The 15,474-nt window shown below is 48.9% G+C and carries 10 protein-coding genes and 1 riboswitch; of the genes, 8 read left to right on the top strand and 2 right to left on the bottom strand.

The window, feature by feature from the left end; genetic code table 11:
• The first annotated feature begins 58 nt into the window (after window positions 1–58).
• From prsR to AADB16_RS10370, 8 genes are all read left to right on the top strand, one after another.
• Window positions 59–1,432 (top strand): PEP-CTERM-box response regulator transcription factor, encoded by a 1,374-nt coding sequence (prsR, locus tag AADB16_RS10405; protein WP_309043358.1) that lies wholly within the window; start codon window positions 59–61, stop codon window positions 1,430–1,432.
• 50 nt (window positions 1,433–1,482) lie between these two features.
• On the top strand, window positions 1,483–4,122 hold the full coding sequence (locus AADB16_RS10400; RefSeq protein ID WP_410803093.1) for a tetratricopeptide repeat protein: 2,640 nt from the start codon (window positions 1,483–1,485) through the stop codon (window positions 4,120–4,122).
• A 191-nt stretch (window positions 4,123–4,313) separates the two neighbouring features.
• Window positions 4,314–4,397: riboswitch (cyclic di-GMP riboswitch) on the top strand.
• 29 nt (window positions 4,398–4,426) lie between these two features.
• On the top strand, window positions 4,427–5,188 hold the full coding sequence (locus AADB16_RS10395) for a DUF4114 domain-containing protein (RefSeq protein WP_410803091.1): 762 nt from the start codon (window positions 4,427–4,429) through the stop codon (window positions 5,186–5,188).
• 118 nt (window positions 5,189–5,306) lie between these two features.
• On the top strand, window positions 5,307–6,743 hold the full coding sequence (locus AADB16_RS10390) for an exosortase/archaeosortase family protein (RefSeq protein ID WP_410803089.1): 1,437 nt from the start codon (window positions 5,307–5,309) through the stop codon (window positions 6,741–6,743).
• A 76-nt stretch (window positions 6,744–6,819) separates the two neighbouring features.
• The gene (locus AADB16_RS10385) at window positions 6,820–9,405 is read left to right on the top strand and encodes a hypothetical protein (protein WP_410803087.1); all 2,586 of its coding nucleotides are present in this window, start codon (window positions 6,820–6,822) and stop codon (window positions 9,403–9,405) included.
• Window positions 9,375–9,989, top strand: coding sequence for an acyltransferase (locus tag AADB16_RS10380; RefSeq protein WP_410803085.1), 615 nt, complete (start codon window positions 9,375–9,377; stop codon window positions 9,987–9,989). The genes AADB16_RS10385 and AADB16_RS10380 overlap by 31 nt, the downstream gene beginning before the upstream one ends.
• Before the next feature lie 9 nt (window positions 9,990–9,998).
• Entirely contained in the window at window positions 9,999–11,366 is a 1,368-nt protein-coding gene (locus tag AADB16_RS10375) for a hypothetical protein (protein WP_410803083.1), read from the top strand.
• The gene (locus AADB16_RS10370; protein WP_410803081.1) at window positions 11,347–12,309 is read left to right on the top strand and encodes a glycosyltransferase; all 963 of its coding nucleotides are present in this window, start codon (window positions 11,347–11,349) and stop codon (window positions 12,307–12,309) included. Before AADB16_RS10375 ends, AADB16_RS10370 begins: the two co-directional genes overlap by 20 nt.
• Here AADB16_RS10370 and AADB16_RS10365 read toward each other — a convergent pair.
• Both AADB16_RS10365 and AADB16_RS10360 read right to left on the bottom strand, forming a co-directional pair.
• Entirely contained in the window at window positions 12,278–13,438 is a 1,161-nt protein-coding gene (locus AADB16_RS10365; protein ID WP_410803080.1) for a hypothetical protein, read from the bottom strand. The genes AADB16_RS10370 and AADB16_RS10365 overlap by 32 nt on opposite strands.
• Window positions 13,439–14,181: 743 nt before the next feature.
• The gene (locus AADB16_RS10360) at window positions 14,182–15,108 is read right to left on the bottom strand and encodes a phosphotransferase (RefSeq protein ID WP_410803078.1); all 927 of its coding nucleotides are present in this window, start codon (window positions 15,106–15,108) and stop codon (window positions 14,182–14,184) included.
• Window positions 15,109–15,474: the final 366 nt, after the last annotated feature.

Here is a 15,474-nt window from a genome sequence, read left to right as displayed (position 1 = left end):
AATGTTCAGTTAAGAATCAGATATATTGGAACATTAAAACAAAGGACTTGTTGCTGTTGTGACTAGACGACTACTGATAGTAGAAGACGACCCGGGCCTACAAAGCCAGATGCGCTGGTGCTTCAGCGACGATCTGGAGGTGACTGTCGCTTCAGACAGGGAAGCCGCCCTCACCGCGCTCAGGCGCGAAGAACCCCACGTGGTAACGCTGGACCTCGGCTTGCCGCCCGACCCCGGCGGCGCAACGGAAGGATTCGCCCTACTGGAAGAAATTCTGCGGCTTGCGCCTTTAACCAAAGTGATTGTCGTCACCGGTCGAGAAGACAAAGAAAATGCCGTCAAGGCGATCGGCATGGGCGCATCCGACTTCTATCAGAAACCCCTGGAAGCCGACATCCTCACCTTTGTGGTCAACCGCGCGTTTCGTTTGGCTGAATTGGAACGGGAAAACCAGGATCTATCACAGCAAAACAACGGCACCAGCATCAAAGGCATCATCGCCGCCAGCCCGCAAATGATGGCCGTATGCCGCACACTGGAGAAGGTTGCACCTACCGATGTAACCACCCTTATTATTGGTGAAACCGGCACAGGCAAAGAAGTACTCGCCCGCGCACTGCACGATCTAAGCCCTCGGTCCGGCAATGTGTTTGCCGCTATTAACTGCGCCGCCATTCCTGAAAACCTTCTGGAAAGCGAGCTGTTCGGTTTCGAAAAAGGCGCCTTCACCGGGGCTACCCAAGCCAAAAAAGGCAAAATTGAAAGCGCCAACGGCGGCACCCTCTTTCTTGATGAGATTGGCGACATGCCTATGTCGCTTCAATCCAAGTTGCTGCGTTTCCTGCAAGAGCGTGTTGTTGACAGGGTGGGCTCTGTAAAACCCATACCCGTGGACGTACGGGTAGTGTGCGCCACCCACCAAAAGCTTGCCCAACTGATTGCCAGTGGCGATTTTCGTGAAGACCTATACTACCGAATCAGCGAGATAACCCTCGATGTTCCCGCTGTGAGGGAAAGAGAGGGAGATGCATTGGTTATTGCGCAATCCCTGCTCAAATCCCTTAGCAAACAGATGGACAGACAAAACCTGTCCTTTTCAGACGACGCTGTGAACGCCATAAGCAGCTACTCGTGGCCAGGCAACGTTCGGGAAATGATCAACAAAATAAAGCGGGCCACCATCATGGCGGATGGTAAGCGCATAACCGCCGGAGATCTTGAGCTCCCAGGGTGCGATGAGCCTGCCGTAAGCCACCTGAACCTTCGCCAGGTTCGGGAACAGGCCGAAAGCCGAGCAATAATGCAGGCGCTTCAAACGAGTGGCTTCAACATGACTCAGGCTTCCCGGCTTCTGGGCATTACCCGCCCCACTCTCTACAACCTTACCGACAAATATAAAATCGACACATCGGCAGTGGCCCCGGAAGTATAAATAGCCCTCCGGCACACGATGGCAGCGCAAAGCTCAAGGAGCAGTTTTACATGATCACAAGGCAAACAAAAAAGAAAACCCTTCCCGGGCTGGTACTGGCAGGCAGCCTTATGCTTGCAGTACCGCTGCTAATATCCGGCTGCAACAGTGGGCCAGATACATCGGAGGCGCTCTCTCACATTACGCGTGCAGAGACATATTCCAACCAGGGCCAATTCCGATCGGCCCTGCTGGAAATCAAAAACGCCATACAAAAAGACCCGGACAACGTTGAGCACATTGTGCGCCTTGCCGATCTGTATCTGGAACTAGGCGCCGCCAAAGAAGCCGCTGAACTCCTTGCCCCCTGGGTAAAGGAACAGCCCAACGCGGTAGGCCTCACCCTTGCCCGCGCCTATGTAGAACAAGGAAAACATCTCTCAGCCATTGAAACTCTGGCACTGCAAACCCCAAGCTCCCCAGAAGACCAGCTGGAAGCATCGTTGATCCGCGCAGAAGCCTTGCGCAGATCCGGTGAAGTAGCCGAAGCCCTTGCGCTGTACACCAGCCTGGCCACAAGTAACGGCTCTAATATCCCGGCAATCACCGGTGTTCTCCAGGCTCAGATCAATCTGGGCAAAAACCAACAAGCTGTAGAGGCGGCCGACAATTGGCTTGCAAAAAATCAAGCAGCTCCAGAAGTGCTGTACTGGAAAGGACAGGCTCAATACCGGCTGAATCAACTTGACCAAGCGGCCGCCACATTGACGGATGCGGTTGGCGAACTACCAACATCGGATATTTTCCTGCCCATCCGGCGCAATGTACTGACCACCCTCTCTCGAGTACTTACCGAGCAAGGGAAAATAACCGAAGCCCAAATTTATAACCGGATACTCGCCGAAAACATCAACACCGGCGCCCGGGAACAGGCTGAAGCCGCGGTTGCGGCCCTTAAAGAAGGGAATTTTGAGGAAGCTAAAGCCATATTGCGAGACACGCTGAAGCTTGATCCTGAAAACGAACAGGTCGCCCTGATGCTGGGTGCAATATCCGCCGGCACCGGCGATCTGGATGAAGGTGCCCAGTTACTCAAAGAAAACCTCGACCCGGAAACAACCCCCGTACAGTTCATACGGGCCGCCACCATGGCCCAGATTGATACCGGCGACAGAGAAGCTGCCCTTAAAACCTTAACCCGTGCGATAGAAGCTCGCCCCAATGACAACGAGCTGCTGGCCATGCACGGCATTCTGGCCCTTAGCCTGCCCGGCCACGAAAGCGCGGGTATCGCCAGCCTCAGTAAAGCCATTGGTAACGAGCCGGGGCGCGTACGGCTGCGCCTCGCCCTTGCAAGGCACCACCTGCAGAACGATCAGCCCGAGCAGGCCCTAGGCCAATTGCGCATGGCATTCACCTCCGACCCTTCAGACTGGTCGACCACCAGCACCTACCTGAACGTGCTGATTCAACAGGATGAAAAGCTGGAAGCGGCAGAAATCCGCGACTCACTCATCAACGGTTATGCAGATCAACCCAGGGCAATATTACTAGCAAGCCTTGCAGATGCCAGGCTTGGAAACCCCGATGCTGCAATAGCAAGGCTCGAAAAACTATCAAAAGAAAGCCCCGACCTACAGGCTCCGAAAGTGGCGCTAGCAAGCCTCTATGCGCAAACTGGCAAACGCAATGATGCCGTTAACCTGTTGGTAGCAGCTGCTGTCATGACCCCCGATGCAATACGCCCGCTACAGCAAGCCGGCCAAATTTACATGCAGGACCACACAGTGCCGGAGGCCAAAAACTGGTTGGCCGATGTCGCAAAAACGCACCCGGAACTCGAACGGAACACAGACACACTCACCGCACTCATCGAAATAACCCAAGGCGAACTGGCATCCGCCAGAGAAACTCTATCGCAATGGAAAGACAGCGACTCCATCACCGTAAAGCGAGCTCACGGTCAGTTGCTGCTGGCTGAGGCAAAGGCTGCCGCCGACAAAAACGACTGGACAAAAGCCCGAGCGAAAGCGGCCGAAGCCATAGCTCTTGAGCCAGAGAACATAGGCTTTGCGCTCCTTCCCGCAGGCATCGCACAGATGGAAGGCAAACTCGACGATGCGTTTACCGCGCTCGATGGTGTCGAAAAGATACACGGCGAACTGCCCGCGACAATTCTCTCGCGCACCAGGCTTTTGCAACAGCAAAAGGGCCCCAAAGGCGCCTACGACTATCTTGCAGACAGATGGCAAGCCACCAAAGATCTTAACTTGATGCCATCCCTCATTGTGCTTGCACAAGCGAGCGCACCCGACTCAATGGATGGTTTAACCCAAAACTGGGTACAGGAAGCACCGCAAAGCCTTGCCGCACACATGGCGCGAGCTGATTGGCTACTGACTAACGGCCAGGAGGCAGCTGCTGTAAACCATTACGAGCAAGTGATAGCCAAACAGCCAAACAGCGTGGCTGCACTCAACAATCTGGCTTGGACCCTTCGTGAAGAAAATCCCGAACGGGCACTCAACATGGCCAAGCGAGCCAGCGATCTCGCACCAAATAGCCCAGCCATATTGGATACCTATGGCTGGATACTGCATCTGACCGGAAAGCATGCCGAAGCCAAAACAGCGATAGAAAAAGCACTGGACCTTGCACCGGGCAATGCAGAGATTGAAGCCCACCTTGAGACTGTAAAAAAAGCAATGTAAAGAACCTCGACAGCCCTGTCGGGTTCGAATACACAAAAGGCCTGAGGCAATAGCGCCTCAGGCCTTTTTTTAAAGCGCTCGTCGAATTTTTTTACATATCGCTGATGCTGATCACGAAATAGGCATACACATCAGCACCTTAAAAACTTGGCACGCGAATCGCTTTGTATTACCCATAGGATCGGCAACTACCGGTCGTATGCCAAACCACTCGCGAGGGTGGGACGGAAAGCTAAGGGTCTCTAATAACAACAAGAGACAGCCTGGCTGCAAAGGAACTGTCATTTACGATTGGAGAAATCAAATGAAAATTAAACGTTTAGCCCTCGCAGTAAGTTTAATCGCATTCGCTGGCTCTGCTAGCGCACTCACTCAAATTAACGGCACCGGCCTGCAAGACGGCCTTAACAATGCGACACAAGGTGGAGTGTTCAATCAGGATGTTACTGTTGACCAGTACAGCCCATCCGAAGTGTGGACTCTGGACGCAGTAAGTGCCGGCAACGCACTTATGATGTTTGAGTTCGCAGGTTTTGCTACTCAAAACACCATGGGTGTTTACGACCTGACTTCTGGCCTGCAGCTAGAGCTTTTTGCTGGCTCTGCATCGACAGGTGATACCGCCCGTCTTGGCCAAATCGGAAACACGTTTACTGCAACGTATTTCGACGCAGCTGGTGCATACGTCGGACAAAACAGTGCTGTATTCTCAGGCTCTAACTTTGGCTTTTACCTGACCACACCTCAAAGCAACACCTTCTTCTCTCAGTCAGCCCTGAATGGCGACACTGATGCTGATGGTGTAGATGATAACCACATGGTTACTTTCCGTGGTGATGGCAGCCAGAACATGGATGCGAACAACGATGGCAACTATAAGTCGTTCACAAGCAACAACTTCATTCTTGCTTGGGAAGACCTTGTACTGAGTGGATCTGACCGCGACTATTCTGACATGGTCGTTATGGTTGAATCATTCCTTCCAGTACCTGAGCCCGGCACCCTGGCTCTCCTAGGCCTTGGCCTTGCAGGACTTGGTGCAGCTCGCCGCCGTCAGAAAGCCTGATTTCGGCAGAGTAATGAAAAGCCAGCTTCGGCTGGCTTTTTTTTGTTTTGGATTTGAGTTTTATGTAACTGCTATACACAGTATCCTGTCGATTGGTCAGTAGTGCGGCGGAAAAACGATGTTAAGGAAGACATTAGACAACCTACCTCTTTCGAGGCCTTACCTGGTCGTTACCGCTATCGCGGTGATCCTTTTTTATCCGACCTGGATCCGGCTCGCGCAAGCATGGCTTGAATTCGAGCAAGTGCTCGCTCACGGCTTGGCAACTGCTCTTATTTTTATCGGGTTGCTATTGATTCACCCGCCCCAAAACGTAAACGACCAATCACAAATAACGCCCTATCATTTTATTGGTGCCATCCTGTTGGTTGTGACATCGCTAACGTGGGCACTGCTTGAACTGGTGCGCATTGATACCCTCGCATACCTAATGCTCCCGGCTGGCATAATAGTGACCGCCTGGGCACTTCTTGGGCTGGCCCAAACCCTCAGCTTTATCCCCTACGTTTTACTTTTATCGCTTTCATTGCCTGTATGGGCAGATATGGTTCCCGCACTGGTAGACCTAGCCAGCATAGTAGTAGGAACCTGGGTTAGCTGGTTTGGTATGACAGCCCTGATTGAAGGCAACAGCATCACCCTACCCTACGGCCGCCTCCTCATTGCCGATGGCTGCTCCGGCATCCGGTATTTTGCAATTTCCATATTGCTGGCAATGATGACCTCCATTCTTAACGATTATCGCTGGCGTGATTGGCTGATCACTCTGCTGATAGCCGTGACACTCGCCCTTATCGCGAACTGGGTGCGCATAACCATTCTCGTGGTGGTTGCCTACGAAACCGACATGCAAAGCGACATGCTTTCCGATCATGAAACCATGGGCTGGGTTGTGTACGGATTATTCGTTTTACCGGCACTGTACTTTTCGCCCGTCCGCAGAAGAATTTCAGAGTCGACTAGGGCCAAGGCAAAACTCGGCTTTCAAAAACTTGGCATCGCGGCCGTTATTACCGCCATAGTATTAGGCCCCATCGCACTAGCCATCACACAGCCTTCGAACACAACAGCTTCCCCCTGGTTGCTTGAACTGCCCAGCGCCACACCTGCAAACGCCAATCACATGCCAATACCGCTCACACTGCCAAGCACACTTGCCCAGCAAGTGTGGAGTTCCGAGGGGGCCTGGATATCCCTCGCTCAAAGCCAGAAAACCACCGTTGAAGAAAAGCTTGTGCCTTACTTGCGCCCGCCATACGACCATTCCCTCTGGCAGATTCAAGAAACCTACCGTCCGGGCTTAGTGCGCGTGCGAAATATCCTTAGCAGGAAGCAGGTAATTGTTGGCCAGTGGTATCAGGTTGGCTCCCATCGAGCTTGGACTTACAGCGAGGCAAAGCTATTGCAGGTTTTAGCAATGCTAAAAGGAGAGCAGCGATTTGCCCTTGTGACGCTACAGGCTGAATGTGGACAAACAGAGTGTGACAGAGCGGTTGCCCGATTAGATAATCAAATTTCAACTATTGAAACTCACCTAACACATAGTAAGCAGTGATATGTTCAGCAATAGTGTAATCCAATAAGGCGGAGCCACTACCCGTGACACAGGGAGTTATGCAGTAGGCAATTTTATGGAAAATATAGCCATTCAAATCAGGGAATATAGCGGCGCGGCTCGCACGAATGAACCCGTTGGTCTCGGAATACCGTTGCCCCAAGGCTCGTTGCAAAATACCCGAAACCTTGCGCTGATGGACGGCGACAAGCCTCTTGCAGTGCAATTTGAGCCGCTCGCACACTGGCCAGATGGCAGCATACGATGGGTTCACGCCAGTGCCTTGATTAACGTGGCCCCAAACAGCCACAGGGACTTGGTACTCGACTACCTGCAAACACCCTCCCCTTGCGCAGGTGAGGCATCTGTTAACCACGCAATAGATGGTCTGCGAATTGCTACAGCAACTGGCAGCTTCATTCTGCAGCCAGACAGCTTGGCCTGGCAGGTTCGTAACTCGAACGATGAAGCCGTGCCCTCTTCAATCACCCTTAGTGATGACACCGGAGCGCCCTGCACAGCAAAAGCGGATACCAAATGGGAAATCACTCACAAAGGCCCCGTTTATGTAGCGGCCACATTGAAAGGTCAGTGGATAAAGCAAACCAACGAACCACTTTCTCGATTCGTATGCGAACTGCGTATTTTTCTAGAAACCGGGCTAGTGCAAGTTGAGCTGGTAACACACAATCCCAAACGTGCACGCCACCCGGGTGGATTGTGGGATTTGGGGGATCCAGGCTCCGTACACCTCCGTGAACTCGCTGTAAAAACAACATTACCCAGCAATACCAATGCAAGGGTCTCCCCCCAGGCTACTGACCAAAGCCCAAGCACTTTCGATCTTGTCGATTTCAATCTCTATCAGGATTCCAGCGGCGGCGAAAACTGGCAAAGCCGAAACCACGTAGACGCTAACGGTGAAATCACGACCCAGTTCTGCGGTTACCGCCTCTCCAGTGCGGATAACCTAGAACACGAAGGTAGGCGCGCCAATCCATTAGTGAGTATTAAGCACGATTTTGGGCAACTCGACCTAGCAGTACCCCACTTCTGGCAGAACTTTCCAACGAGTGTGCGAAAAGAAGGAAACATAGTAACCGTTGGACTCTTTCCTAAAGATGCAAAAACCACCTACGAGCTACAAGGCGGCGAAAGGAAGACACTGCGCTGTCTCATGAGCTACCAGGGAGGCACCAGTCTATCTGCAATGGCCTACACACCTCTGACACCAACAATCGCCCCAGAGTGTTATGAGCGAGCTGAAGCTTTCCCCTGGTTCAAAGCCAATGCAAAACCTGGCCCGTTAGACCAGCTTATTGCCGAAGGCCTTGAAGGGGAATCCAACTTCTTCGCTAAAAGAGAAGTGATTGACGAGTTCGGCTGGCGCAACTTTGGGGATATCTTTGCGGACCATGAAACCCTCTACCAAGCCGAAGGTGAAGAGCCTTTTATCTCCCATTACAACAATCAGTACGACGCTATATACGGCTTCGCCCGACAGTTCGCGCTGACCGGAGACAGGCGCTGGTTTGAGTTGATGGATGATCTGGCCAGCCATGTTGCAGATATAGACATTTATCACACTGAGGAAGACCGGGCGGAATACAATAATGGTCTGTTCTGGCATACAGACCACTACTTGGATGCCTATACAGCTACTCACCGAACTTTTTCGAAAGACAATGATACAAGCTCTACGCCTGGGCAGACCGGCGGCGGGCCAGCTGCAGAGCATTGCTACACCACTGGACTGCTCTATCACCACCTACTAACCGGAAACGAACAATCCAAAACAGCCGCCTTGGGATTAGCTGGATGGATGGTGGCAACCCATGAAGGCACCAACGGTCTTTTGGAATCACTGTTGACCATAAAAAACCAGGACATCCCAAAGCTAAAGGCGTTGGCCAAGCGGCAGTCCGTGACAACCCACAGGTACCCATTTACCCGTGGAACCGGAAACTACCTGACTGCTCTAATTGATGCGTCAATTCTCGAACCGAGCGGAAATTGGTTATCGAAAGCCGACACTGTCATTCGAGCCACCATCCATCCAAACGACAATATATCTGCACGAAATCTCTTGGACATAGAAACCGGATGGTCTTACCTCATTTTGCTTTCCTCGATCGCCCGGTTCCTCCATGAAAAGCGGGCGATTAATGAGTTTGACGACGCCTATCAGCATGCCGCCAGGTCTTTTATCGCTTACGCAGAATGGATGCAAGATAACGAGAAGCCGTTTCTAGAAAGCGCTCCGCAGCTGGAGTTTCCTAACTACACCTGGACTGCGCAGGATATCCGCAAGGCCATGCTCATGTTTCAGGCTGCGGAGCTATCCCCACACGCCACTGCAGTGCAGTTTTTAGCCACTGGCAACGACTGGCTCCTCAAAACAAATCAATCTCTTGAGCGCAGCGATGAGCTTAGATTTTCGAGAATTCTCATTATTCTTATGCAGAATTACGGCCCTCATACGATCACACCTGCTCTGCATGAAATAACACTGCAGGGTTCAGCGTCTATCGAGGATAATTACCAAACTCTAACTTGGGGCGCGTTATTGGGAAGAATGCTCTTACGCTTCGGCAAAGGCGTATACAGGCTTAACGTAGCCCGCGAACAATCTTGGCTAAATACAAGGCTGAACCGAAAATGAGTCTAAGGCGCCTACTCAAACGCACTATCAAGAATTTTTTTATCGCATTGGTATTACCTGTTTACGCTTTTTACTTGCTCCTGCGCGTCACAGGAAGTCAAGACGGGATTTTTGCGTCCTTTTCGCAAGCATTAAGCTTGGTCCCCGGAAAAATAGGCATATATGTCCGTGCAGCGTTCTATCGCCTAGCCTGTACAAATACCTCAGATGAGATTTCCGTGGGCTTTCTTACCGTTTTTTCTCATGAAGACACTACGATTCAGAAAGGGGTTTATATTGGACCTCAATGTAATATTGGCAAATGCGAAATAGAGGAAGATACTTTGCTTGGGAGTGGCGTTCACATCCTTAGCGGTAAAAATCAACACGCCTTCGATGATATTGAGCTATCGATTCAGAGCCAGCCTGGGACGTTTTCCAAAGTTACTGTTGGAGCAGATTGCTGGATCGGAAATGGCGCGATAGTTATGGCTAATATTGGAGACAAGACAGTGATCGCCGCAGGTAGCGTAATTGTTAATGAAGCGGAAGAGTTGAGTATTTATGCTGGGAACCCAGCAAAACTAGTCAGAAAGCGTGCTTGAGGCTATAGCGTGAATATCAAAGAGCGTATCTATTACTCATCTTCACCACGGATTCAGAACTTTCTTGTCAGTCTTGCTGGCAGAATGCAGTTTCATAAGCGTTACAAAAACCTCAACTCTCTACTAGAACAAATCAACGAAGTCAATTCGCTGAGTGAGCATGAAAAGACCGACTACCAGAATGAGAAAATAGAGGAAATTGTACGTTTTTGTGGAAAAAACATTCCGTTTTATCAAAAATTATTCTCAGATTACGGTATCAGCCACACACAAATTTCGTCTAAATCTGACCTAAATAAAATCCCTACCCTATCAAAACGAACAATAATCGATAACATTGAAAGCTTAGTGTCCCCTGTTGCACGAAACTATATTACTCAAAAAACTAGCGGAACAACGGGAACACCATTCACAATCCATATGAATTGTGAAACATACCAATTAGCTATGGCGATGTTAGTTGATCACGAAAGCCGGCATGGAGTGAGATTCGGCGCAAGAAGAGCAACCTTTGCCGGAAGACTTATAAAGAACTATTCAGATAACAGACCACCATTCTTTCGACTTAATAAATCCGAAAATCAAGCGATATTTTCAACATACCATTTATCCACGGAAAATTTGGATCACTATGACAATGAGTTAGCATCCTTATCCCCCGAAGAACTCATTGGGTATCCATCCGCTATTTACAACCTTGCAACACTATACTTGGAAAACAGGAAGTCCCCTTCATTCAAACCAAAGATCATTGTCACTAATTCCGAAACGCTCTTCAGTTGGCAGCGGAGAACCATTGAACAAGTTTTTGGGTGCACCATATATGATTACTATGGTACAGCTGAGTATATTTTGTTCGCAGGACAGAACAAGGACTTATCGTACATCGTCAACCCAATTCTAGGTGTGCATGAAATCATTGATGGCAAAGGCGTACCCTCAACCACCGGTCAAGTTATAGGTACAACCTTAACTAATACAGTAATGCCACTTCTTCGCTACGAGATTGGGGATACGGCGGAAGGTGATGGTGATTTCGCTATAAAAAATATCACTGGCCGAATAGATGATCAAATACATACTCCTGATGGCCGGAGAATTGGTAGAACAGGAGAGATTTTTGGTTTTTTTAAGAATATAAAAGAAGCCCAAATAATTCAACATAGAGTTGATTATTGCCAGATCCTTATTGTTAAAATGTCCGAATCAGAGGCACTAGCCGAACACAAAATTATAGAAAAGCTTAGGCTTAAATTTGGAGAAGATATAAGCTTCGAAATAAATTTTGTCGAAAACATTGAAAAAAGCAAGAACGGGAAGTTCAAAGCAGTAAAATCATACATCTCAGGCAAGAATGATGGATCGCATATTTATTAGTGTTATTGTGCCGGCTCACAACGAGCAAGACCATCTAGCGCAATGTTTACAAGCGCTAATGTCTCAAGACTACCCAAAAAATAGGTACGAAGTTATTGTTGTTGATAATAACTCTACCGATAGCACTCGAAAAATCGCTCTATCATTCGGTGTTAAGATCATCGATCAAAAAAAGGGGCCTGTTGGGGCTGTGCGTAACGTTGGGGCAAGTCAAGCAGCTGGCGAGTTTCTAGCGTTTATTGATGCCGATTGCGTCGCACCCAAAAATTGGCTTTCTAAGGGTGCTCACTTTCTTGTCAAGCCCAATTCAGTGTACGGCGGGGGTTGCGACCTACCAACCCCCCCCCACTGGATAGAACAGGCTTGGCTGCTAGAAAGCAAATTTCCACCTAAAGACCTCCTCGGATGCTGCATCTTTATAAAGAAAGCTGACTTTTTTGATATTGGGCTTTTCGATGAGAGAGTCACATCAGGTGAAGACACTAAACTATCGAAAAGCCTAAAAAAACAAAGCTACAACGTAATAATGACCAAACAGCTTAATGTCATCCATTTGGGAAATCCCGCCACACTTAGGAGGTTTGCTCTAAGACAGGTTTGGCATTCAGAGAACTATATTCAAAACTGGCCCGAAACAAAGCTAGACCCTACCTTCTACCTTCTATTGCTCTTCCTGTTTGGCTTGCTTTGTCTTTTCCTCCCACTTGGGAAAGATGGTATTTTCGGCTACCTAACACCAATATTGCTCGTAGTTGGCACACCACTACTATTTACAATTAAAAGATTACGCAGATCGAAAAATCCAAAAAACCATCTACGTAACCTTCCTTTCATCTACTTTCTTGACTTCGTGTATCTGTGCGGCCGGATTTTTGGGTTAGCAAAAAGTACATGCAAAGCACTAAAAGCATCTATTGCACGTCAAACCCAGCTGGTGGATTAGGTGGAACTTCAATGGTATTTGCCCCTGAATTCACATAGTCTGGAATATCAGTACGGATCACCAAATCATCGATTGAGTACCACTCTTCACGGCGATCTTCATTTGGATATGTTTGAAAAAAATCATTACCACCAATTGCAACTAAGTTCCACTGGGCTTTTTCATCTCTCGTTTCAGATGAACGAAGCCAAGGAATCTGGGTACTGACAAACATTTGTTCATCGTTCAACCACATTCGAAACTCGCCATCTCTAGCTCCAACATCTGAATTCATCTTTACAAAAAAGCCAAGCTTAGTCCACGAATCACCTGGGCCAAATACTTGGTCATGCTCAACATAGCCTGTCAGAGGGCCACCTTTTACTCTGTCAGTGAGCTGAGGGTCTCCACCACTCACGCCCATCCCTCTAAGGCTGTTGGTATAATTCGCATTTACGTCACCTAAGCTCCCGGATGTAATTATATGGCCGATGTCTGGAATTTCCTCTGCCGCGAGCTTGTAGTTGTCGCTGTGGGGGCCTCCCCGAAAAGCCAATCCCACACGCATCCCATAACTGTTTAGTTTGTGATCCCATAACGCTATCGGGCCAATGTTTCCATCAGAGAAAGCACTGTACTCCGATCCATCGCCACTCCAGCTAGAAACCCTAAACATCTTTGATGTGGCTGCAGCAAGACCTTCGACGTTAGAGCGCGTCCAGTTCGGGTCGAACCGAATCCAAAACTCGACGTAAAGTTGGTCATACCCTTCCGGAAAGTACTTGAGCAACATCGACTCTGAAGCCCAATAGTTCCAGCCCTTATTATAGGAGTCTCTCCAACTTACAAAGCTTTTACCTTTCCCCCCACGCGCTTTGCTTGCATTCGAAGCAAGTATCTCGATAGCCTCATGCTTATCTGGATAACCAGTGGATGGTGCCCATGTGGGGACTTGTCGAATAGAATACCAACCTTCAGGAATTTTATGTGTTGTTGCCCTCTGTACACTATCGGTGCTATACAGTGCACTCGTCCAGTCCGGCTGATCGTCAAAGTCATCTTCAAAGACTATTTCAGCCTGTACGCCAGCTGAAGCCAGTAGCGCCCCAGTAACCAGGCCAAGAACCATTTTCGTTTTAAAAGTGGCCATTTCTATTCCTCTGCTAGTCATTATGCCAACACCATCAACTTACACTTAAGCTGGTTATTGGCCTACCCATAGTGCCACAGCGCCTGGTTTGATCTCGACTACTCAGCATGAAGGTCTGCAGGTGGTCTGAGAGCCGCAAACGTTCGCGCAATGCTGGTACTCACCATATTGTCCGTCAGATTAAGATGTGCGTTACCTATTTTTACGCCCATTGCTAGTCCAACAGGGATCAGGGGCCTTCTTACTAGAGTGGCTATCTGAGAGGCACCCTTTCACCACTATCCTACACGCTAAACTCCAATATCTTTCTCACTTGCTGAGGTTCACGCAGCTGTACAGTCCCGATCAAGAATCAGCCCCAAACCAGTAAAACACAGTCATCAATTACATCACCTATAGAGCATCAGCTTTTTGCCCCAATACTGATACCCAGTCCCCGTTGGATCACGATATCACTTATGACACTGCGCAGAGGGCTATTTATGTCACCGTATGCAATTTTTTCGTCATCGTTATGTATCCCAAATGCAACCATTCTATGTGTAGACCATTATTCGCTGCGGTAGTTACCTCGCCTTAGACATTGGTAGCAAGGTATCTATTTTTACTAATCGTGGCGCTTAAAAAGCATAAAAGGGCCTTCTGGGCCTGATATATGTGAGGAGAACATCGTATTCTCGCCACCCGACACTCCGGTAATCATTGGAGAACTAACAGCCCGAAATCAATATCCTACACCCCCCTCATATTTGTTGATAAACCCATTTTAAACCGGCTCGGGTAATCTGGCTCATTTCTCGGTTCGAATTCCAAGATAGAAGCTCTTTCATATAATGCTGACCGGTCAGATGAGTGAGAAAGTTGTAGGCCAAATTACAGCGAAAATAAGGGTTATCTAATATTTTAGGCGCCACGCCATACGCCTCTAAGAAGCGCCGAGGCAAGTCTCCGAGTAGCTTGTGCCGGGCTCGATTGGTCTTCGAAATCGCCCACAACCCGCTATAGAAACGTGAAACATCTTCCAGATTTCCTGAAATTCGGGTATCGCCAAAGTCCAGCACGTGAAGATTTTGATTACAATCAATTAGAATATTGTAAATAAGGAAGTCGCCATGAACGCGGCACCGAAATGCACCGTTGTCTTCAAGATAGCTAGGTTTATTTAGTTTGCTGAGCTCAGCACCGAACACCCGTTCGATTTGTGCCAACTTGGCCTCTGGCATCAGTCGACCCTGCCTAATAATTCTGATTTTTTCGTGGAAGGCCTCTTCCAACCAGCGCCCATCTGATCCGCTCTGTACTCCGCCTAAAGAACTTTCATGATACTTGCGCAACCAAGTACCAACTTCGACAATGCGAGCTCTAACTATCTCGGGATTAGAAAGCCGATTACCCTTCATGCGCCCCAACAGATAGGTCGGGTTCCAGACCGTATGAAATAGCTCCTGAGCTACAATTTTACGTGTTACAAGGAGATTTTCTGACTCACTAAAACTTATAATTTCAACCGTTTTGACATTCTCCGTCTGGATGTTTTTGTCGCGGCAGCGGGCCAATTCCTCCGACTCTGACTTCAGGCTAATTTCCGTACTGTGTTTCTCATAGGTTTCGGACGAGACGACTCCAGTACTCCTAGGATTAACGCGAATTTGCTTATCAATCTTGCTCATTTTAGATGCTTCTTCCTTCAGCTCACGGCTTCATAGTGTCGAATTTGGGGAACCGAATATTCGAGTTTTGGCTCCCCTAGACTTATTTGTTACGCGCATTTCGGAGAGAGCTGTAATGCACCAAATTCTGGTCCACGACATCGCTTCGGCCGTGGGCAACAACCTAGCAATTTCTATAGGATCATCCAAATCTTAAGTTCGTGCCGATGAAATCGCCTGCCCGCGTATTCACATTGCATAATAAATTTTACTATAACGTATGTTCGTAGTGCACCTCTTTATTCTGATAATCTAGGCGGCATACTGTTAATAACCGTCCACCCAATCTATTTGTAGTGGACAAATGATTCCGTACCGTAGCGTCAA

The sequence above is a fragment of the Marinobacter sp. KMM 10035 genome, from assembly GCF_046537445.1.
GTDB classification, from domain to species: domain Bacteria; phylum Pseudomonadota; class Gammaproteobacteria; order Pseudomonadales; family Oleiphilaceae; genus Marinobacter; species Marinobacter sediminicola.
Note: the sequence above shows the minus strand (reverse complement) of the source record. Positions and strands in the feature narration are given on the sequence as shown.